The 20080-nt window shown below is 70.0% G+C and carries 17 protein-coding genes, 1 tRNA gene and 1 pseudogene; 7 read left to right on the top strand and 12 right to left on the bottom strand.

The window, feature by feature from the left end; translation table 11 throughout:
- The first annotated feature begins 4 nt into the window (after positions 1–4).
- From ADBZ5U_RS01735 to ADBZ5U_RS01745, 3 genes are all read left to right on the top strand, one after another.
- Positions 5–77, top strand: a tRNA-Arg gene (locus ADBZ5U_RS01735).
- A 186-nt stretch (positions 78–263) separates the two neighbouring features.
- Positions 264–1499 carry an acetyl-CoA acetyltransferase gene (locus ADBZ5U_RS01740; RefSeq protein ID WP_526261718.1) on the top strand — a complete coding sequence of 412 codons (1236 nt, stop codon included), beginning with the start codon at positions 264–266 and terminating at the stop codon, positions 1497–1499.
- Between the two features lie 12 nt (positions 1500–1511).
- Entirely contained in the window at positions 1512–3032 is a 1521-nt protein-coding gene (locus ADBZ5U_RS01745) for a carotenoid oxygenase family protein (RefSeq protein WP_526261720.1), read from the top strand.
- Positions 3033–3042: 10 nt separating this feature from the next.
- Here the strand turns inward: ADBZ5U_RS01745 and ADBZ5U_RS01750 are convergent, their stop codons facing one another.
- Together ADBZ5U_RS01750 and ADBZ5U_RS01755 are read right to left on the bottom strand one after the other, a co-directional pair.
- Positions 3043–3678 carry an LpqN/LpqT family lipoprotein gene (locus ADBZ5U_RS01750; protein WP_526261722.1) on the bottom strand — a complete coding sequence of 212 codons (636 nt, stop codon included), beginning with the start codon at positions 3676–3678 and terminating at the stop codon, positions 3043–3045.
- 104 nt (positions 3679–3782) lie between these two features.
- Entirely contained in the window at positions 3783–4199 is a 417-nt protein-coding gene (locus tag ADBZ5U_RS01755; RefSeq protein ID WP_526261724.1) for a hypothetical protein, read from the bottom strand.
- 75 nt (positions 4200–4274) lie between these two features.
- On the opposite strand from ADBZ5U_RS01755, the gene ADBZ5U_RS01760 reads away from it, so the two are divergent.
- Positions 4275–5999, top strand: a complete 1725-nt coding sequence (locus tag ADBZ5U_RS01760) for an NAD-binding protein (RefSeq protein WP_526261726.1) — start codon at positions 4275–4277, stop codon at positions 5997–5999.
- 12 nt (positions 6000–6011) lie between these two features.
- On the opposite strand, the gene ADBZ5U_RS01765 is transcribed toward ADBZ5U_RS01760, so the two are convergent.
- The 7 genes from ADBZ5U_RS01765 to ADBZ5U_RS01795 all read right to left on the bottom strand — a co-directional run bounded on the left by ADBZ5U_RS01765 (position 6012) and on the right by ADBZ5U_RS01795 (position 13067).
- Positions 6012–6455, bottom strand: a complete 444-nt coding sequence (locus ADBZ5U_RS01765; RefSeq protein ID WP_526261728.1) for a type II toxin-antitoxin system Rv0910 family toxin — start codon at positions 6453–6455, stop codon at positions 6012–6014.
- Positions 6456–6482: 27 nt separating this feature from the next.
- Positions 6483–6710, bottom strand: a complete 228-nt coding sequence (locus ADBZ5U_RS01770) for a hypothetical protein (RefSeq protein WP_526261730.1) — start codon at positions 6708–6710, stop codon at positions 6483–6485.
- A 72-nt stretch (positions 6711–6782) separates the two neighbouring features.
- On the bottom strand, positions 6783–9185 hold the full coding sequence (locus tag ADBZ5U_RS01775; protein ID WP_526261732.1) for a cation-translocating P-type ATPase: 2403 nt from the start codon (positions 9183–9185) through the stop codon (positions 6783–6785).
- A gap of 28 nt (positions 9186–9213) precedes the next feature.
- Positions 9214–10818 carry a serine hydrolase domain-containing protein gene (locus tag ADBZ5U_RS01780; protein ID WP_526261788.1) on the bottom strand — a complete coding sequence of 535 codons (1605 nt, stop codon included), beginning with the start codon at positions 10816–10818 and terminating at the stop codon, positions 9214–9216.
- Positions 10803–11936, bottom strand: a complete 1134-nt coding sequence (locus ADBZ5U_RS01785; RefSeq protein WP_526261791.1) for an MBL fold metallo-hydrolase — start codon at positions 11934–11936, stop codon at positions 10803–10805. The genes ADBZ5U_RS01780 and ADBZ5U_RS01785 overlap by 16 nt, the downstream gene beginning before the upstream one ends.
- 12 nt (positions 11937–11948) lie before the next feature.
- Entirely contained in the window at positions 11949–12680 is a 732-nt protein-coding gene (locus tag ADBZ5U_RS01790) for an enoyl-CoA hydratase (protein WP_526261734.1), read from the bottom strand.
- A gap of 33 nt (positions 12681–12713) precedes the next feature.
- The gene (locus ADBZ5U_RS01795) at positions 12714–13067 is read right to left on the bottom strand and encodes a DoxX family protein (protein WP_526261736.1); all 354 of its coding nucleotides are present in this window, start codon (positions 13065–13067) and stop codon (positions 12714–12716) included.
- Positions 13068–13124: 57 nt separating this feature from the next.
- On the opposite strand from ADBZ5U_RS01795, the gene ADBZ5U_RS01800 reads away from it, so the two are divergent.
- Positions 13125–13496 (top strand): DoxX family protein, encoded by a 372-nt coding sequence (locus ADBZ5U_RS01800; RefSeq protein WP_526261738.1) that lies wholly within the window; start codon positions 13125–13127, stop codon positions 13494–13496.
- Between the two features lie 15 nt (positions 13497–13511).
- Here the strand turns inward: ADBZ5U_RS01800 and ADBZ5U_RS01805 are convergent.
- The 3 genes and pseudogenes from ADBZ5U_RS01805 to ADBZ5U_RS01815 all read right to left on the bottom strand — a co-directional run.
- A pseudogene (locus ADBZ5U_RS01805) lies at positions 13512–14141 on the bottom strand (phosphoribosyltransferase); the annotation flags it as partial.
- A 32-nt stretch (positions 14142–14173) separates the two neighbouring features.
- On the bottom strand, positions 14174–15970 hold the full coding sequence (locus ADBZ5U_RS01810; protein WP_526261740.1) for an ABC transporter ATP-binding protein: 1797 nt from the start codon (positions 15968–15970) through the stop codon (positions 14174–14176).
- Positions 15967–17901: an ABC transporter ATP-binding protein gene (locus ADBZ5U_RS01815; protein WP_526261742.1), complete on the bottom strand. Its 1935-nt coding sequence runs from the start codon at positions 17899–17901 to the stop codon at positions 15967–15969. The genes ADBZ5U_RS01810 and ADBZ5U_RS01815 overlap by 4 nt, the downstream gene beginning before the upstream one ends.
- Positions 17902–17976: 75 nt before the next feature.
- Between ADBZ5U_RS01815 and prrA the strand changes: the two genes are divergently transcribed.
- Both prrA and ADBZ5U_RS01825 read left to right on the top strand, forming a co-directional pair.
- A complete protein-coding gene (gene prrA, locus ADBZ5U_RS01820; RefSeq protein ID WP_526261793.1) occupies positions 17977–18675 on the top strand; it encodes a two-component system response regulator PrrA in 699 nt (232 codons plus the stop codon).
- Positions 18676–18685: 10 nt separating this feature from the next.
- Positions 18686–20023 (top strand): ATP-binding protein, encoded by a 1338-nt coding sequence (locus ADBZ5U_RS01825; protein WP_526261744.1) that lies wholly within the window; start codon positions 18686–18688, stop codon positions 20021–20023.
- Positions 20024–20080 lie beyond the last annotated feature (57 nt).

Consider the following 20080-nt stretch of genomic DNA (forward strand, 5'->3'; position numbering starts at 1 on the left):
GTCCGCCCTCGTAGCTCAGGGGATAGAGCACGGCTCTCCTAAAGCCGGTGTCGCATGTTCGAATCATGCCGGGGGCACGTCAGTGTTCGGGGCACGTCAGTGTTCGGGACACGTCAGTGTTTGGGGCACGTCAGTGTTCGATGTCCGCATCAGATGCCGCGCGACGCACGGTTTGCGCCCTGATTCCGAGCCCGCTGCGGACTGGTTGCGCCGCCGCGGCAGCCGCCCTCCCGCACTCCGCCGGCCGGAGTAGCGTGACAACGGTGGCGGGCAGCGTCTGGATACTCGGCGGCTATCAGAGCGACTTCGCACGCAACCTCAGCAGGGAGGGCCGTGACTTCGCCGACCTGACCCGGGAAGTCGTCGACCAGACACTCGCCGAGTCGATGATCGACGCCGCCGACATCGACGTCATCCACGTCGCCAACGCCTTCGGGGAACTGTTCGCCCGGCAGGGACACCTCGGGGCGATGCCGGCCACCGTGCACGACGGACTGTGGGACACCCCGGCCACCCGCCACGAGGCGGCCTGCGCCTCCGGCAGTGTGGCCGCCCTGGCGGCCATGGCCGATCTGCGGGCCGGCGACTACCGGACCGCCCTGGTCATCGGCCTGGAACTGGAGAAGACCGTGCCCGGCGACCTCGCCGCCCGGCATCTCGGAACGGCGGCGTGGACCGGACACGAGGGCCACGGCGCGAAATACCTGTGGCCCCACATGTTCGATCAGATCGCCGAGGAGTACGACCGCCGCTTCGGTATCGACGAGGGGCATCTGCGCGCCATCTCCGCGCTGAACCTGGCCAACGCCCGGCGCAACCCGAACGCCCAGACCCGCGAGTGGCGGGTGCCCGACCTGGTCGCCGAGGGGGGTGACGACGCCGTCAACCCGCCGATCGAGGGCCGGATCCGCCGCTTCGACTGCAGCCAGATGACCGACGGCGGGGCCGGCCTGGTGCTGGTCAACGACGACTTCCTGGCCGAGCATCCCGCGATGCGGCCGATCGGACGCATCGAGGGCTGGGGCCACCGCACCGTCGGGTTGGGGCTGCGCGGGAAACTCGAGCGCTCCAGACACCATGCCGGCGAGCCGTACGTGATGCCGCACCTGCGGGCGGCCGTCCGCGACGCCTTCGGCCGGGCCGGGGTCGGCCTGGATGACATGCACGGCTTCGAAGTCCACGACTGCTTCACCCCCAGCGAGTACCTCGCGATCGACCACATCGGCCTGACCGGTCCGGGCGAGTCCTGGAAGGCCATCGAGAACGGCGACATCGAGCCCGGAGGCAGGTTGCCGATCAATCCCGGCGGCGGACTGATCGGCGGCGGACACCCGGTCGGAGCGACCGGCATCCGGATGATGCTCGACGCCGCCAAACAGGTCAGCGGCCTGGCCGGCGACTACCAGGTCGACGGCGCCAGGCGGTTCGGCACCCTCAACATCGGCGGAAGTGCTTCCACCACAGTCAGTTTCGTCATCGGATCCCCGGATGCGGCGTGATCGGACCCGAGAATGAACATTGAAGCCGTCGGCAAATTGCTGTCCACCCTCCCCGCGGACGACGACCACCCCTACCGCACCGGGCCGTGGCGGCCGCAGACCACCGAGTGGCGCGCCGACGACCTCACCGCCGTGGAGGGCGAAGTCCCCGCTGACCTGGACGGCATATATCTGCGCAACACCGAGAACCCGCTGCACCCCGCGCTGAAGTCCTACCACCCCTTCGACGGCGACGGGATGCTGCATATCGTCGGGTTCCGGGACGGAAAGGTGTTCTACCGCAACAGGTTCGTGCGCACCGAGGGACTGCGGGCCGAGCAGGAGGCCGGTAGGGCGCTGTGGCCGGGTCTTGCCGAGCCGATCCCGCTTGCCAGGGCCGACCACGGCTGGGGCGCCCGCACCATGCTCAAGGACGCCTCCAGCACCGACGTCGTCGTACACCGCGGCACCGCGTTGACGAGTTTCTATCAGTGCGGCGACCTGTACCGGATCGACCCGTACACCGGACAGACCCGGGGCAAGGAGACCTGGAACGGTTCCTTCCCGTTCGACTGGGGCGTCTCGGCGCACCCCAAGGTCGACGACCGCACCGGGGAGATGCTGTTCTTCAACTACGGCAAGTCCGCGCCCTATCTGCACTACGGCGTGGTCGACGCCGACAACGACCTGGTGCACTACGTCGACATCCCACTGCCCGGGCCGCGCCTGCCGCACGACATGGCGTTCACCCGGAACTACGCCATTCTCAACGACTTTCCGCTGTTCTGGCGGCCCGAACTGCTCGAGCGCAACCTACATGTGCCGCACTTCTACCAGGACGTGCCGTCGCGGTTCGCCGTCATCCCCCGACGCGGCGGGAGCGCGGACGTCCGCTGGTTCGAAGCCGATCCGACCTTCGTGCTGCACTTCACCAACGCCTACGAGGACGGCGACGAGATCGTGCTGGACGGCTTCTTCCAGGGCGACCCCAACCCCCTGGACGACTGCGCCGGCGACAAGTGGCAGCGCGCATTCCGGTTCCTCGCGTTGGACCGGATGCAGGCCCGACTGCACCGGTGGCGGCTGAACCTGTCGACCGGCAAGGCCACCGAGGAACCGTTGAGCGACACCATCTCCGAGTTCGGCATGATCAACGCCGCGCACGGCGGCGAGCCCTACCGCTACGCCTATGCCGCCACGGGGAAGCCGGGATGGTTCCTCTTCGACGGCCTGGTCCGCCATGACGTCGTGACCGGCGCCGAACAGCGGATCAGCTTCGGCGACGGTGTGTACGGCAGCGAAACCGCGATGGCGCCCAGGATCGGCAGTCGCGGCGAGGACGACGGCTATCTGGTGACACTGACCACCGACATGAACGACGACGCGTCCTACTGCCTGGTGTTCGACGCGGCCCGCATCGAAGACGGCCCGGTCTGCAAAATCGCACTGCCGGAAAGGATCTCCAGCGGAACCCACTCGACCTGGGTGGCCGGGTCGGAGGTCCGGCGCTGGCGGGAGACCGACACGGCCGCGGACGCCGTCGGCCTGGGGTGACCGGCCGGCGTCACCGGGGCGGCAGTATCTGGAACCCCTTGAGGATCTCCTCGGAGTCCTTCACGTAGCTCTGGTTGTCGGCTTTGACGGTCTGCACCGTGACCGACGCGACGTAGTAGGAGTCACCGCCCCGGTAGACCACCCCCAGCGAGGTCGCCTTCCGCGCCGGAATCGGCGGCAGCTTCTTGCCGAGCTTCATCTCCGGGGTGGTGTAGGACGAGGAAAGCGCCGGCGCGCCGCACACCTTCGTGGGCGTGGACTCGACGTCGGTCAGCTTGAGCTTCTTGACCAGCTGATCGGTCTGCGCCTGCAGGATCTGTTCGGGCTTGCCGACATCCGGGGGCGCCTTCTGCAGGGTCACCACCGCATTCGGGGTGAATCCCTCGGCGGCGAGTTTGGGGTTGCGGATGGCGAATCGAATCTGCTCGGAGTCCATCTGGGTGGAGCGCTCCCAGCCGTCCGGCACCGGGATACGCAGCTTCGGCTCCTGGTCGGTGCGGGTCGGGATGTCGGAGAGCTGAGCCGACACCGTCGCGCACTTCTCGGCACTGGGCTTGTTGCCCGAACAGCCGGCGGCCGAGACCGCGAGGCAGGAGGCCAGCACGACCGCCACCACCTTCGGGGTGGGTCTCATCACTGTGCTCATGTGCAATCCTTCCAAGCCCGCGCCAAGCCCGCGCCAAGCCCGCGCCAAGCCCGCGCCAGCCTACCGGCGCCCTGTGGGCGAAGCCTCCGTCCGGGCCTTCGCGGTCATTCGGCCATCGCCGACACCAGCGTCCACAACGAGCAGGCCAGCACCGCGGCCGCGAACACCGCACCGACGTAGAGGCCGTAGCCGGCGCTGACCGGCGGTGCGACGTTGAGGTGGAAGTACCACCACGTCAGCACGGCAACCAGAGCCGAGACGACGGCGGCGGCGGCCGCGGCGAGTCGGCGCGCCACTCCCCTGGCGGCCATCGCCCCGAGCACGATGAGCACCGAGGACAGCAGCACGATCAGTTGGCCGGCCCCGAACCTCGGCGGCAGATCGATGCTCCCCAGGGTGCCCCCGATGGCGCTGGCACGTCCGCCGCCCCCGGCCGCGGTGGTCAGCCAGGGCAACCACGTGCTGGCCGAGAGGCCGGCGGCGAAGAGCGCGACCAGCCAGCCGGGCCGCAGTCGTGTCATGGTCCAGACGATAATCGCAGTCCGGACCACCCGACCTGACGCGACCGGCCCGGGTTTGGCAGTAGCGTTTTCCTCATGCGCGACCACATCATCGTCTGCGGCGACGATGCACTCGCGAGGCGGATCATCGACGAACTCAGCGACGACGAGTTGTCGTTGGTGGTGTTGCAGTCCCCGACCGCCCTGGAGGCCGCCGGCATCCGGACGGCCCACGCGGTGATCGCCGCGTCCCCGGACGATTCGGTCAATCTCGAGGTGGCGCTGCTGGCACGCCAGGCCAGCCCGACAGTGCGGGTGGTGACCCGGTTGTCGAACACCGTTCTGCACCAGGCCATGCAGGACGGCATCGGGCCCGGTGCGGTGCTCGACGTCGCCGATCTGGCCGCCCCCTCCGTGGTCGAGGCCCTGCTCGGGCACACCGCCCACACGATCACGGCCGGCGGGGTCGACTTCGTCGTCTCCAGCGCCACCGCATCACGCACCGGAACGCTGCGGGAGACGTACGGCCGGCTGGCGCCGGTCGCGGTCATCCGGGGCGCGAATTCGCCCGATCCCGGCGAGGTTATCGCCTGCCCACGGCTCGACGAGGTCGTCTATCCGGGCGACCGGACCACCATCATGGGCCGCGCCGAGGAACTCGGCGCCCACGGTCTGCGCGAGGCCGCCGACGCCTCGGAGGTGGTGCACCGCTCGCCGCCGATGCGGGCCGTCGACAGAGCGCGGGCCTTCCGCGACGACCTCAACCCGATCTTCTTCCGCGCCCTGGCGGTCATCGCCGCATGGCTGCTGGGATCGACGCTGATCATCCGATTCTCCTACCAGCCCCGGATGGGATGGGTGGACGCGTTGGCCTTCACCACCGAGACGCTCACCACCGTCGGCTACGGCGAGTTCGACCTGTTGGGCCAACCGACGTGGCTGCGGCTGTGGGGCGTGGTGATGATGCTCAGCGGCATCGCGCTGATATCGGTGACCGTCGCCTTCATCGCCGACGCGCTGCTGTCACAGCGTCTCTACCAGGCCGAGAGCCGCCAACTCGTCAGCCACCTGCGCGGGCACTTCGTGGTCGTGGGACTGGGGTCGTTCGGCATCCGGGTGGCCGGCATGCTCAAGGACGCCGGGCACGCGGTCGTGGTCGTCGAACGCAGCGAGGACAACCGGTACGTGTCCACGGCAGAGGAGCTGTGCATCCCGGTCATCATCGGTGACGCGACCCTGCGCACCACGCTCGCCAACGCTCGCGCCGACCAGGCCCGCGCGGTCGCCGTGCTGACCGAGGACGACATGGTGAACATCGAGACCGGCCTGGTCCTGCGCGCGATGACCGGCTCCGCGCCCGAGTCCCGAACACCGACGGTGCTGCGGATCTACGACAAAGCCCTCGGGACCGCGGTCGGCCACCGACTGGACTTCGACCACGTGCGCTCCACCGTCGACCTGGCCACTCCCTGGTTCGTGGGGGCGGCGATGGGCCTCGATGTCCTGGGCACCTTCTCGGTGGGGCAGCAGTCGTTCATGGTGGGCGGGGTGGTGGTCCAGTCCGGCAGCGACCTGGACGGCATGCGGATTGCCGAGTTGCCCGTGCAGATCCGGGTCATCGCCACGCGGCGCGACGGCGGCGCACCCGAGTTGTACCCGCGTCGCGAGACCGAGTTGCGGGCCGAGGACACCGCCTACCTGGTCGGCCCCTACCACCTCTTGCTCGTCGTGCTCCGCAAGGGTCAGCGCGGGCAGCCCGGCAGGGCACATCCCCCGACGAGCGTGACCGAGGGACTCGGTCTCAGCGACCGCCTCGGCTGAGCCGGGCGCGCCTCACTGCCCGAAAACCGACACGAAATTCCGCAGCGAGGTCTGGATGTCGCCGCGCAGTGCCGCGGCCACCACGATCCCGATCGGGCCGAACAGGGCGGGGCCGCCGAGGTGGACGTCCATGGTGACGACCGAGGCGGCCCCGTCCCCGTCGTTGGGGCGGACCTTTCCGATGAGCTTGATCTTGACTCCGCCAACACCAATTCCGTTGAGAGTCATGGACTCCGGCGGCTTGAAGTTGACGATCGTCCACTTGACCCGATTGGCCATGCCCCGGACCTCGACGATGGACTCCACGACGGAGCCCTTGCCGAGGTTTTCCGGTGGCTTGGACCGCCACACCCGGTGAATGGTGAGCCATTCCTTGTACCGGGAGAGGTCGGAGGCGTGTCTCCACGCCTCCTCTGGCGGCAGCGGAACGTCTACCGAGACCGAGACCTTCGCCATCGAGCTAAGCCATCGCCCCGGCGATACCTACTCGGCGGTGCCGGTGACGGCACCCTTGGCGGTCTCGGCGGCGCCGGCGACGGCGTCCTTGGCGGTCTCGGCGACGCCGGTCACGGCGTCCTTGGCGGTGGAAGCGGCCTCGCCGGCCTTCTCAGCCGCGCTCTGAGCGACGTCCTGGACCTTGTCGACGGTCTCGCTGACGGTTTCCATGGCCTTGTCGGCGAGGTCCTTGGCCTTGTCGAAGAATGATGACATTGATTTACCTTTCCTGGTGCTGCGGGGTTGCGGGCGCCGTCCGGTGGCCCGGGCGACATCCCGGGCGTCAATCTACGCACCGCGGTCGGACTGCCGCCACACCAGGCGGGGTTCGCCCAGAATCCGGCCCTGGATCCACCAGGACGCCTCGATCAGCGCCGCCGCCGCCAGGCCGATCGCGACAGCACCCGCCGTCGCCTCGCCATCGGACGGGTCGAGCATGAACTTCTCCCGCGCCAGCGGCAGCGCGAAGATCACGACGTAACCCAGAGCGGACCCGGCGACCAGAGCGATGCGCCACCACTGGTAGGGCCGGGCCACCACGGCCAGCACCCATACCGCCCCGATCAGCAGAGTGATGAGCGCCGAGGTGGATGCCTGCATCTGCTGCTGGGCGGTGCCGTCGCTGCCCGGATACGCCATCAGGTAGGACAGGAACGTCGACAGCCCGACGATGGCGCCGGAGGGCAGCGCGGAGGTCATCACCCGCCGGACGAAGCCGGTGCGGGCTCGTTCGTTGTTGGGTGCCAGCGACAGGACGAACGCCGGGATGCCGATGGTGAACCAGGCCGCGATGGTGACGTGGATCGGCTGGAAGGGGTAGAGCAGCGGTTCGGTGTGCCCGAAGTGGGAGATCAGGCCGGCGATACCGACCAGCAGTGCCAGCAGGACCGAGTAGACGGTCTTGGTGAGGAACAGGTTGGAGACCCGTTCGATGTTGCCGATCACCCGCCTGCCCTCGCCGACCACATAGGGCAGGGTGGCGAACTTGTTGTCCAGCAGGACGATCTGGGCCACGGCGCGGGATGCCGGGCTTCCCGATCCCATCGCGACGCCGATGTCGGCGTCCTTGAGCGCCAGCACGTCGTTGACGCCGTCGCCGGTCATCGCGACGGTGTGATCGCGGGACTGCAGGGCGTGCACCATGGCACGCTTCTGGTCCGGCCGCACTCTGCCGAAGGTGGTGTACTCGGCCATGGTGTCGGCCAGTGCGCCCGGATCCTCCGGTAGCTCCCGGGCGTCCAGGGTCTCCCCGCGCAGGCCGAGTGATCCGGCCACCGCACCGACCGACACCGCGTTGTCTCCGGAGATCACCTTGACGGTGACATGTTGGGAGGCAAAGTATTCCAGGGTGTCGCGGGCATCCGGGCGCACCCGCTGCTCAAGGACCACCAGCGCGACGGGGGTCACCCGCCCGGGCGCCTGGGGACTGTCGACGCTCAGGTCGGAGGCTCCGAGCAGGAGCACCCGCAACCCCTGCGCGCCGATCTGTTCGGCCTGCTCGGCCGCCGGGGAGCCGGGTTCCAGCAGCACGTCGGGAGCCCCGATCACCCAGTTGCCGTGCGGGCCGTAGGACGCGCCGCTCCACTTGGTGGCGGACTTGAACGGCGCCGTCGCGGTCGCGGTCCAGCCGGGGGCCGTCGGGTAGGCCTCCGCGATGGCCTGCATGCTGGCGTTGGGTCGGGCGTCGTCGGCGGCCAGTGCCGACAGCGCCGCCCCGACCTGGTCGGCGCCGGCCCCGGTCAGCGTCTTGGCTTCGGCCAGTCGCATCCCGTTCTCGGTGAGCGTGCCGGTCTTGTCGGCACACACCACGTCCACCCGGGCCAGGCCCTCGATGGCGGGCAGTTCCTGCACCAGGCACTGGCGCCGGCCCAACCGGATGACACCGACGGCGAAGGCGATGGAGGTCATCAGAACCAGGCCCTCGGGCACCATCGGGACCAGCGCGCCGACCATCCGCAGCACCGACTCGCGCCAGCCGACGTGGGTGAGGAACAACTGGGTGTAGATCACCAGCAGTCCGGTGGGCCACAGCAGATAGGTGATGAACTGCAGGATCTTGTCGATCCCGTTCCGCAGTTCGGATTTCACCAGCGTGAACTTGCTGGCCTCCTCGGCCAACCGTGCCGCGTAGGCCTCCCGGCCCACTTTGGTGGCGCGGTAGGCGCCGGTGCCGGCAACCACGAAACTGCCCGACATCACCGGGTCGCCGGCGCCCTTGCCGATGGCGTCGGCCTCACCGGTCAGCAGCGACTCGTCGACCTCCAGGGTCGCGGCTTCGAGCAGTTCGCCGTCGACGACGATCTGGTCGCCGGGACCGATCTCGATGACGTCGTCGAGCACCACCTGGTTCGGCGGCAGTTCGGCGGTTCCGGACCGGCGGCGAACCATGGGTTTGGCCTGACCGACGATCGCCAGGTTGTCAAGAGTCTTCTTGGCCCGCAGTTCCTGGATGATTCCGATGGCGCTGTTGGCGACGATCAGCAGGCCGAACAGCCCGTTGATCAGCGATCCGGTGGCCAGCACGATCGCGAACAACACCCCGAGGATGGCGTTGATCCGGGTGAGGACGTTGGAGCGCACGATATCGGCGACGCTGCGTGAGGCGCGACTGGGAACGTCGTTGGTCTTGCCCTCGGCGACCCTGGCGGCCACCTCGGCATCGGACAGGCCGGCGGCGATGCTCAGCGTCATCTGATCCGTCTCTCTTCGCGCAAGCGGCTCATCGGGTGAAGGTCCCCATCCGGTCTTGGTCGAAGTACTCCAGCGTGAGCCGGTCCCCGGCGAAACGGGCCTCCGAAACGCTTCCGGGCGGGGCGTTTTCGCCCTGGAGTTCAAAAGTGAAGACGTCGCCGTCGAAGTGCCGCAGCGGGTACACCTGCGGGCGCGGCCCGAGCGCGAGGCGCAGTGCGCCGCCGGACTCGGTGACCACCGCCGGTCCCCAGTAGCTGTTGGCGTAACTGCCGACGTAGGAGCGCAGCGGCCGGGGCGGTGCGGCGTCGGCGGGCGCCGGCTTGCCGGCCAGTTCCCCGAGGGGCCGCTCGGACGGTGCGAACGCCTCGGCGTAGAGGCGGCGCCAATCCTGCCGTATCCGGCCGAACTGGACGAGGTCGGCGAACTCGGCGGTGAGGGTCTCGGGGACCCCGGTGGGGGTGGCGTTGGTGAGCGCCACGATGGCGACATCCGCCGAGGGGATCATGACGAAGTTGGTTGCCGCGCCCACCGCGAACGCCCCCGAGTGACTGAAATCCATCCGGCCGGCCGACGTCGTGCCGATGTTGAACCCGTAGCCGTAGAACCCCGGCCGCATCGCGGGATCCTCCGGGGGGTGGGAGACCGCTTGGGGGGTCAGGGCCGCCAGCAGCGCGCTGGATTCGACGATCCGGGCGCCGTTGTAGCTGCCGCCGGCGAGCACCATCGCCAGCCAGCGCGCCATATCGTCGACCGAGGCGCTGACGCCGCCGGCCGGGGACTGCGCGTCGGGGTCGCGGGTGTAGCGCGGTTGGTAGCCGCCGTCGATGCGGACGTGGCCCACGGCTCTGTTGGGCCGGGCCTGGTAGTCGCCGAACCGGGAACTGGTCGATCCCATGCCCAGGGGCCGGTAGAGCACCTGTTCGGACAGGTCCTCCCAGGGCTTCCCGGCCGCGGCGGCGACCGCCTCGGCAGCAGCGGTCACGCCGAAGTTGGTGTAGGCGTACGAGGTTCGAAACGCCGAAAGCGGCAGCAGGCGAAGCCGTTCCAGGATCGTCCGCCTGTCATAGCCGAGGTCTTCGAGCATGTCGCCGGCGTGCTCGGGCAGGCCGGACCGGTGCGCGAACAGGTCGCCGACGGTGAGCATGCGGGTCGCTGCGGGATCGGACAGCGCGAACCAGGGCAGGTGCGCCTGCACCGGACTGTCCCAGCCGCTGACGGCCCGCGCGCCGACCTGGTGGGCCACCACGGTGGCGGCGATCGGCTTGGACAGCGAGGCCAACTGGAAGACGGTGCCGGCGTCGACCTTGTCGGACGTGCGGATGTCACGAACGCCGAACCCCTTGGCGTAGACGGTCTTTCCGCCGTGGACCACCGCCACCGCCATCCCCGGGATGCCGGACGATCTCATCAGCTCTTCGGCGAGACCGTCCAGTTCGGCGACCGCGTTGTCGACGGCGTTGTCCGGCAGCGGCAGCGCGGCGGCGAGTTGCGGCGACTCATCGGCCACCGTCGCGTTCGGCGACTCATCGGCAACCGTCGCGTTCGGCGCGCGGTCGGGCCCGGAACAGGCGGTCAAGGCGATGAGCAGCACGGCGGCGGCGGTTCGCCGGGCTCGGCTCAAAACCGCCACCAGGGCTCGACGGTGGACCGGCCGGGCACCACCCGGCCCCCGGGCCGTGGGATGGCCACATCGACCCCGGCGCCGGCCGCCGACTCCAGGAGTCGCTCGGCAGGTTCGGCCCACGGATGCGGGGCGAGCCGGAACGTGCCCCAGTGGATCGGGACCAGCACTCCTGCCGCGTTGAGGTCCAGGTGCGCCTGCACCGCTTCCTCGGGGTTCATGTGGATATCCGGCCAGGACCGGTTGTAGGCGCCGATCGGCAGCAGGGTGAGGTCGAACGGCCCGTGCGCCGAGCCGATCTCGGTGAAACCGCCGGTGTAGCCGGAATCTCCGCCGAAGTAGGCGCGGTGCTGTGGTCCGGCGATCACCCATGACGCCCACAGCGTGTTGTTGCGGGACAGGAACCGGCCGGAGAGGTGCCGTGCCGGCGCGCAGGTGAGGGTGAGGTCGGCGATCACACAGTCCCCGCCCCAGTCCCGTTCGACGATGCGCCGCGCCGGTATTCCCCACGCCCTCAGGTGGGCGCCGACACCCAGTGGGGTGACGAACACGCAGCTCTGGGTGCGCGCCAGCGTCCGCACGGTGTCCATGTCGAGATGGTCGTAGTGATCGTGGCTGATCACCACCGCGTCCAGGGCCGGCAGCGCTTCCAGTGCCAGGGGCGGCGGATGCAGCCGCTCGGGACCGAGCGTCCGCGACGGCGAGCAGCGCCGGCTCCACACCGGATCGGTGAGCAGTCGGTAGCCGTCGATCTCCACCAGTGCCGTGGCGTGGCCGAGCCAGGTGGCGCTGAGCGGGGCGACGGTGGTGTGCGGTGCGGGCTCGGCCAGTGGGATATCGCCCTTCGGCACGCTGTGCGCGCGGCTTGTCAACATCTCGAAGAGCAGCATCCGGTTCTCTTCGACGTCGAGTTTGATCGGGGATGCCGGTTCCTGGTTGCGAAACGCCCCGCCGCGGTAGTTGGGCGACCCCTCAGCGGCGGCGTGCAGGGCGGCCGGGTCGGCGCCCAGTGCCGCCGGGGAGTCACGCAGCGCCCGCAGCGCCCATCCGCCGGCCGCCAGCGAGGCGGTTCCGGCCGCCTGGCGCGCCGCGGCTTTCGCGCCGGGCAGCAGCGTGGTGAGGTCGGGCAGGGCTGGCACGTCTCAGGTTCCCTGGAACCTCGCGGCGCGCTTCTCGATCCGGGCGACCTGCGCTTCGATGACGTCGTGACTCGTCCAGGCCCGGTCGAAGAGATCCTTGTGCGCGGCGGCCTGATCCTCGTAGGCGCCGTCGTCGTTGAGAACCCGCTTGGAGTGCCGCAGCGACAGGGGCGCCAGCCCGGCGATCTCGGCGGCCCAGGCCTGCGCGTCGGCCAACGTGCCGATCCGGTTCGCCATCCCGGTCAGCAGCGCGGTGCCGGCATCGAGTTTCTCGGCGGCCAGGAGCATGGCCCGGGCGCGGCCGTGTCCGGCCAGCGAGGCCAGCCGCCGGATGCTCCAGTTGTCCAGGGCCAGGCCGTATCTGGCGATCGGGAACTGGAAGTAGGCAGCCGGGTCGACCACTCTGAGGTCACACACCATGGCGAGCTGGACACCGGCGCCGATGGCGGGGCCGTTGACCGCAGCGATCACCGGCACGGGCACCGCGTCGATCGCCTTGTTCAGCGCGATGGCCTTGTCCGGGAAGTCGGCGGCGAACACGTCGCCGGACAGGTCCGCCCCCGCGCAGAAGACGCTGCCCGCCCCGGTCAGCACGATCGCCCGGACGTCCTCGGCGGCGGCTTTCTCCACCGCCTCGCGCAATGCGTCGACGAGTTCGGAGTTCAGCGCGTTGCGCCGTTCGGGCCGCCGCAACTCGATGGTCGCGACGTCACCGGCCCGGTCGATTCCGATCATGGGGGCCAAGCCTACGTGTCGGTTCGGACCCACCTAACGCCCGCCGAACCGGATCGCGTAGACGAGGATGAACAGGTTGACCCCGAGCATGACAAGGGCCTGCAGCGCTTCGGCCGGTGAATCCCCGGACCGGGCGCGGACCGCGACGCCGGCCAGCATGAGCAGGCTCAGGCCGCCCGCCGCGGCGACGGTCAGGCCGGGCACGAAGAAGCCCAGGATCAGCCCCAGCGCCCCGAGCACCTCGAGGAACCCGGTGAATCTCCGGAGTCCGGCCAACCCGTAGCGGTCGAACTCCTCGGCCATCGCGCCGCCGAGGAGAACACTGAGGCCGTAGAAGAAAAACGCGACGATGGAGACGATTCTCAGCAGCTCGTAGAGCGCGCGCATGAAGTTCCGATCGGCTATCGTCCTGGTACAGACACACCTCTGACTGCAAGGGCGCGCATGTCAACTCACGTTCTGTCGAGCCTACTTCAGGTCATCGTCGGGCTCGGTCTCCTCAACGTCTGGCTGGTGCGCGCCCGCTCCTCGACGGCCTACCGCGGTGGTGCGGCACAGTCGCTCAAGGAGGAATTCGCCGTCTACGGCCTGCCCGAGTGGACCTTCTATCTCGTCGGCGGGTTGAAGGTCATCGCCGGTGTGCTGCTGATCGTCGGCGTCTGGGTTCCCGGTCTGGTCCGCCTGCCGGCGGCGGTGGTCGCGGTGCTGATGGTCGGTGCTCTGGCCATGCACGCCAAGGCCAAGGATCCGGCGTCCAAATACCTGCCGGCACTGTCGGTGCTGCTGATGTCAGTGGCCATCCTGCTGCTGAACTGAGGAGTTCGGCCCGCCGGCGGATGCCAGCAATGCGCACACCTCCTCGTCGGAGGTCTGCCCGAAGTCGTCGTAGCCCTGGCCCACCGCGGTGAAACCCCTCGGCGCGCCCAGACACACCACGTCGTCGGCCACCTCCCGCAGAGCGGCGATGGTGTCCGGGGCGCCGATCGGAGCGGCCAGCACCACCGTCTGCGCACCCTGCGCGCGGGCCACCAGGGCGGCGGCCCGCGCGGTCGCCCCGGTGGCGAACCCGTCGTCGACGATCACCGCGACCCGCCCGGCCAGCGGCAGTCCGGGCTCGCCGCCTCGGTAGGCCTCGACCCGGCGCCGCAGTTCGGCGCGTTCGGCCTCCTCGACCGAGGCGATGGCCTCGGCGCTCAGCCCGGTTCGGTGCAGCACGGCATCGTTGAGGACCCGGACCCCGCCCTCACCGATCGCGCCGAAGGCCAGTTCCGGCCGGTGAGGCACGCCGAGCTTGCGGACCACCAGCACATCCAGCGGGGCGTCCAGGGCCGCGGCCACCTCCCGGGCCACCGGGACCCCGCCGCGCGGCAGGCCCAGCACGACGACGTCCCGCCCCCGGTAGTCCCGCAGCGCCGAGGCCAGATGACGGCCGGCGTCGGCCCGGTCGGCGAAACGCTTCACCCTTCGATTGTGCGCCTGGCTGCGAAGAACTCTCAGGCCAGCGAGTCGATCCAGGCCCGGTGCAGGGCGGCGTATCGGCCCCGGGCGCCGATCAGCGCCGCCGGAGCGCCGTCCTCGACGATCCGTCCGTGTTCCAGGACCAGCACCCGGTCGGCGATCTCGACCGTGGAGAGCCGGTGGGCGATGATCACCGCGGTGCGCCCGGCCAGCACGGTGCGCAGGGCGCGTTGCACCTGACGCTCGCTGGGGATGTCCAGCGAGGAGGTGGCCTCGTCGAGGATCAGCACCGCCGGGTCGGCCAGGAAGGCGCGGGCGAAGGCCACGAGTTGCCGCTGCCCGGCCGAGAGCCGCCCGCCCCGGGTGGCGACGTCGGTGTCGTAGCCGTCGGGCAGCGCGTCGATGAACTCCTCGGCGCCCACCGCCACGGCCGCCGCCCGGACCTCGTCGTCGGTGGCATCGGGGCGGCCGAAGCGGATGTTGTCGGCGACGGTGCCGGAGAACAGGAAGTTCTCCTGGGTGACCATCACCACACGGCGGCGCAGGTCGCTCTGGGCGAGCGCGCGCAGATCCACCCCGTCGAGGGTGACCGAACCGGCGTCGGGGTCGTAGAACCGGGCGATCAGTTTGGCGATGGTGGTCTTGCCCGCACCGGTGGTGCCCACCAGGGCGACGGTCTGGCCGGCCGGCACCGACAGCGTGAGCCCCGGCAGCACCGGACGGTCGGGCACGTAGCCGAATTGAACTGCAGCAAAACCGATCTCGCCGCGCACCGAGTCCAGCTCGACCGGCTGATCCGGGTCGGCGATGGCCGGTTGCACGGCCAGCACGCCGGCGATCTTCTCCAGCGCCGAGGACGCCGACTGGAAGGTGTTGAAGAACTGGGATATCTCCTCCATCGGCTCGAAGAACATCCGCAGGTACAGCAGGAACGCCGTCAGCGTCCCGATGGTCATCTCGTCGTGCAGCACCCGGTGGCCGCCGTAGAGCAGCACCACCCCGGTGGTCAGGTTGCCGATCAGCTTGACCGACGGCATGAACACCGCAAGCAGTCGCAGGGCGCGCTCGTTGAGGTCGCGGTACTCCTCGGCCAGTTCGGCGAAGATCTCCTGGTTGCGCGGCTGCCGGCGGTAGGCCTGCACGGCTTTGATCCCGGTCATGGTCTCGACGAACTGCACGATCACCCGCGCCGAACTCTCCCGCACCCGGCGGTAGTTGGCGGCCGACTCGGCGGCGAACCAGCGCACCAGGATCACCAGGACGGGGACGGCCGTCAGGCACAGCAGTCCCAGCCGGGCGTCGAGCACGACCAGCAGGACCGCGGTGCCGCCCAGCGTCAGAGCGGCGGTGACCAGGCTGTCGAAGCCGGTCTCCAGCATCTCCTGGATGGCTTCGACGTCGCTGGTGGACCGGCTGACCACCCGGCCGGAGGTGTAGCGGTCGTGGAAAGCGACGTCGAGGCGGCCGAAGTGCCGGAACAGCCGGCGGCGCACCTCCAGCAGCATCTGCTGACCGATCCGCCCCGACGCGGCGAGGAAGGCCATCCGGCTCAGCGCCTGCACCGCGACCAGTCCGCACAGTCCGGCGACCACCGCGATCAGCTCACCTGACGAGCCGCCCGACAGCAGCGGCGGGATCGCGTGGTCGATGCCGCGCTTGACCATCAGCGGGATGGCAAGCCGCGCAACGTTTTCGACGACCACCAACAACGCCAGCGCCGCCAGGACGGTTCGGTAGGGGCGCAGCAGTTCACCGAGCAGCGCGCGGGCCTGCGCGCCGCCGGCGCGAAGTTCCCCGGACTGCTCGTCGAGCCGGCCCCGCCAGTCGCTCACCTGCCGCCGCCTTCGGACGCCGCGTACCCGTGGGGTTCGCGGCCGGTGCGCCCCTGGGTCTCGTCGTAGGCGTCGGCGAGTTGACGGCGGGCGTCGCCGTCCTCCCAGTCCGGGCGCGGTTCGGCCCCGTCGTCGATTTCGTCCTCGGCGGCCAGCAGGTAGCGGTAGCGCGGAACGCTCGCCAGCAGTTCCTCGTGCGTGCCGATGTGGGTGAACGTGTGATACCCGCCGCCGGCGGACTCCAGCAGCGCCACCCGGTCGGCCAGCAGCACCGTGGAGGCGCGGTGGGCCACCACGATCGCGGTCACCCCGGCCAGGGCGCGCCGAAGCGCCTCGGTCACGACGGCTTCGGTGTGCACATCCAGGGCCGAGAGGGTGTCGTCCAGCACCAGCACCCTGGGCCGGGCCAGGATCGCGCGGGCCAGCGCGAGTCGCTGGCGCTGCCCGCCGGACAGGCTCATGCCCTGCTCGCCGATGCGGGTGTCCAGACCGAACGGCAGGTCGTAGACGAACTGCGCGGCGGCGATCCCGACCGCCCGGTCGACCTCGGCCTCGCCCGGGAGATCCCCGTCGGACCGGCCCAGGGCGAGGTTCTCGGCCGCCGACATCGAGAACAGCGTCGGGTCCTCGAAGGCCACCGCCACCGCCCGCCGCAGCGCCGGCAGCGACAACTCGCGGATGTCGACCCCGTCGAGGCGGATCGCGCCCTCGGTGACGTCGTAGAGCCTGGGCAGCAGCATGGCCAGCACCGACTTGCCCGAACCGGTGGCGCCCACCAGTGCGAGGGTCTCCCCCGGTTCGACGACCAAACTCAGGTGCCGCAGCACCGGGCCGTCGTCGGTGAAACCGAACCCGGCGTCGTCGAACTCGACCCGCCCGGCGGTCGGAACCTCGGTCCGCGGACCGTCGGTGATCTCCACGGGCGCGTCGAAGATCTCGGCGATCCGGTCGGCGGCGGTCATCGCCTCCTGGGTCATCGCCCACAGGAAGCCCAGCGAGGCGATCGGCCACACCAGCGACAGCATCATGGTGATGAACGCCACCAGTGTTCCCATGCTGACCCGCCCGTGGCCGACGGCATAGGCGCCCAGTCCGAGCACGACGATCAGCGAGATGTTGGGGATCGCCTCCAGCAGCGTCCAGAACCGCGCCGACACCGAGACCTTGCGGATCCCGGTGTCGTACAGCGCCGTCGCCTGCTCGTCGAAGCGGTCGTAGACGTAGTCCTCCCGGCCGAACGACTTCACCGCCCGCATCCCCAGCGCGGCCTCCTCGACCGCGGTGGCGACGTGGCCGGCCTGGTCCTGGGCGGTTCGGGACAGCAGGGTGAAGGTGCGCTCGAAGCGCAGCATGGTCACGGTCACCGGCACGATCGAGGCCAGCACCACCACCCCCAAGGGCCAGTACATCGTCAGCAGGATCGCGGTGACCACCGCGATCTGCAGCACGTTGAGCATCAGGAAAATCAGCCCGAAGGCCAGTAGCCGCCGAATCGTGCTGAGGTCGTTCATGATTCGCGACAGCAGCTGCCCGGACTGCCAGTGGCCGTGGAAGGACACCGGCAGCACCTGCAGCCGGGCGTAGAGATCCTTGCGGATGTCGGTCTCGACGCCCACGGTGGCCCGCGAGACCAGCCAGCGGCGGGTGAACCACAGCAGGGCCTCGGCGACGCCGAACACCACCGCCACCGAGCCGAGCGCCCACAGTCCGTGCGGGTCGCGCCGTTGCACCGGGCCGTCGATCACCGCCTTGGTCAGCAGCGGAATCACCACGGTGGTGACCAGGCTGAGCATCGCGATCAGGACCATCGCGATCCAGCGCCACCGGTAGGGCAGCAGATACGGCGCCAGTCGCAGCAGGTCGGTGGCCGCGCGGCGGTGGACCGGTGCCGGGGCGATCGGCGGATCCGATCGCAGCGAGGTGGGGTCCACGACCGAATCGTGTCACGGCCATGCCTCCCGCCCGCGGGCGCGCCGATCCGGCACTATGGGGTGGTGGACAGCGCTGTGAACTCCGGGGCCTCCCCGCGCGTGCTCGTCGTCGACGACGACCCCGACGTGCTGGCCTCGCTGGAACGCGGGCTGCGGCTTTCCGGCTTCGAGGTGGCCACCGCCGTGGACGGCGCCGAGGCGCTGCGCAGCGCCACCGAGAACCGGCCGGACGCCATCGTGCTGGACATCAACATGCCGGTGCTGGACGGGGTGAGCGTGGTGACCGCTCTGCGGGCGATGGACAACGACGTTCCGGTGTGTGTGCTCTCGGCCCGCAGTTCGGTCGACGACCGGGTGGCCGGCCTGGAGGCCGGCGCCGACGACTACCTGGTCAAGCCGTTCGTGCTGGCCGAACTGGTGGCGCGGGTCAAGGCGCTGCTGCGCCGCCGGGGCTCCAGCGCGACGTTCTCCTCCGAGACCATCCAGGTGGGCGCGCTGGAGGTGGACATCCCCGGCCGGCGGGCCCGGGTCAACGGCGTCGACGTCGATCTGACCAAACGCGAGTTCGACCTGCTGGCGGTGCTGGCCGAGCACAAGACCGCGGTGCTGAGCCGGGCGCAACTGCTGGAACTGGTCTGGGGCTACGACTTCGCCGCCGACACCAACGTCGTCGACGTCTTCATCGGCTATCTGCGCCGGAAGCTCGAGGCCGGCGGCGCGCCGCGGTTGCTGCACACCGTCCGCGGGGTCGGATTCGTATTACGCACGCAGTAGGCCCGGGCTGATGCTCTCCTGGATCGTCCGGCGCACGCCGTCCCTGCGCACCAGGGTCGCGTTCGCGACCGCGATCGGCGCCGCCATCGTGGTGACCATCGTCGGCACCATCGTCTGGATCGGCATCACCAACGACCGCCTCGAGCGGCTGGACCGCCGGCTGGACGAGGCGGCCGGTTTCGCGGTGCCCTTCGTGCCGCGCGGCCTGGAGCAGATCCCGCCGTCGCCCAACGTCCGGGACGTGGTGATCACCGTGCACCGGGGCAGCGAGGTGCGGTCGAACTCCGATGTCGTACTGCCCGAACTCGAAACCGACTACGCCACCACCGTCGTCGACGGGGTGCGCTACCGGGTCCGCACGGTGGTGATCCCCTACCCCGAGCCGCCCACCACGCTGCAGGTCGGCGCGACCTATGACGACACCATCGCCGACACCAACAACCTGCACCGGCGGGTGCTGCTGATCTGCCTCTTCGCCATCGGGGCGGCGGCGGTGCTGGGCTGGCTGCTGGCCGCCTTCGCCGTCCGGCCGCTGCGCCGGCTGGCCCAGCAGACCCGGGCGATCGACGCCGGCGACGTGGCGCCCTACGTCGACGTCAGCGGCGCCACCGAGGCCGTCGAGATCGGCGAGGCGCTCAAGGGCCTGCTGGTCCGGATCTGGACCGAGCAGGACCGGACCAAGGCCGCACTGGCCTCGGCCCGCGACTTCGCGGCGGTCTCGGCCCACGAGTTGCGCACCCCGCTGACCGCGATGCGGACCAATCTCGAGGTGCTCTCGACCCTGGACCTGCCCGCCGAGCAGCGCGGGGAGGTGATCGGTGACGTGATCCGCACCCAGAGCCGGATCGAGGCGACACTGGGTGCGCTGGAACGGCTCGCCCAGGGGGAGTTGTCCACCGCCGCCGATCAGGTGCCGGTCGACGTCACCGAACTGCTCGACCGCGCCGCCCACGACGCGATGCGGGTCTACCCCGACCTGACGGTGTCGCTGGCCCCGTCGCCGACCTGCATCATCATCGGCCTTCCGGCCGGGCTGCGACTGGCGGTGGACAACGCGATCGCCAACGCGGTCAAGCACGGCGGTGCCACCCAGGTCCGGTTGTCGGCGGTCAGTTCCCGCGACGGCGTGCAGATCGCCGTCGACGACAACGGGTGCGGAGTGCCTCAAGCCGAACGGAAGGCGGTCTTCGGGCGCTTCGCCCGCGGCTCGACGGCGTCCCGTTCGGGTTCGGGCCTGGGTTTGGCCCTGGTCGCCCAGCAGGCCGAATTACACGGCGGCACAGCCACCTTGGAGGACAGCGCGCTGGGCGGGGTCCGGCTGGTGCTGCGGCTGCCCCCGCCGATCTGAGCGGCGCGTCAGTCGCCCTCGGGTATTTCCCCGAACTCGCCGGCCTCGCCGGCCTTC

The organism is Mycobacterium sp. (assembly GCF_040398885.1).
GTDB lineage: Bacteria > Actinomycetota > Actinomycetes > Mycobacteriales > Mycobacteriaceae > Mycobacterium.

What these genes read in the sequence shown, in the direction of transcription:
- ADBZ5U_RS01745 (WP_526261720.1), top strand. Translation starts at nt 1,512, where the DNA reads ATGAACATTGAAGCCGTCGGCAAATTGCTGTCCACCCTCCCCGCGGAC.
- ADBZ5U_RS01750 (WP_526261722.1), bottom strand. Translation starts at nt 3,678, where the DNA reads ATGAGCACAGTGATGAGACCCACCCCGAAGGTGGTGGCGGTCGTGCTG.
- ADBZ5U_RS01755 (WP_526261724.1), bottom strand. Translation starts at nt 4,199, where the DNA reads ATGACACGACTGCGGCCCGGCTGGCTGGTCGCGCTCTTCGCCGCCGGC.
- ADBZ5U_RS01760 (WP_526261726.1), top strand. Translation starts at nt 4,275, where the DNA reads ATGCGCGACCACATCATCGTCTGCGGCGACGATGCACTCGCGAGGCGG.
- ADBZ5U_RS01765 (WP_526261728.1), bottom strand. Translation starts at nt 6,455, where the DNA reads ATGGCGAAGGTCTCGGTCTCGGTAGACGTTCCGCTGCCGCCAGAGGAG.
- ADBZ5U_RS01770 (WP_526261730.1), bottom strand. Translation starts at nt 6,710, where the DNA reads ATGTCATCATTCTTCGACAAGGCCAAGGACCTCGCCGACAAGGCCATG.
- ADBZ5U_RS01775 (WP_526261732.1), bottom strand. Translation starts at nt 9,185, where the DNA reads ATGACGCTGAGCATCGCCGCCGGCCTGTCCGATGCCGAGGTGGCCGCC.
- ADBZ5U_RS01790 (WP_526261734.1), bottom strand. Translation starts at nt 12,680, where the DNA reads ATGATCGGAATCGACCGGGCCGGTGACGTCGCGACCATCGAGTTGCGG.
- ADBZ5U_RS01795 (WP_526261736.1), bottom strand. Translation starts at nt 13,067, where the DNA reads ATGCGCGCGCTCTACGAGCTGCTGAGAATCGTCTCCATCGTCGCGTTT.
- ADBZ5U_RS01800 (WP_526261738.1), top strand. Translation starts at nt 13,125, where the DNA reads ATGTCAACTCACGTTCTGTCGAGCCTACTTCAGGTCATCGTCGGGCTC.
- ADBZ5U_RS01825 (WP_526261744.1), top strand. Translation starts at nt 18,686, where the DNA reads ATGCTCTCCTGGATCGTCCGGCGCACGCCGTCCCTGCGCACCAGGGTC.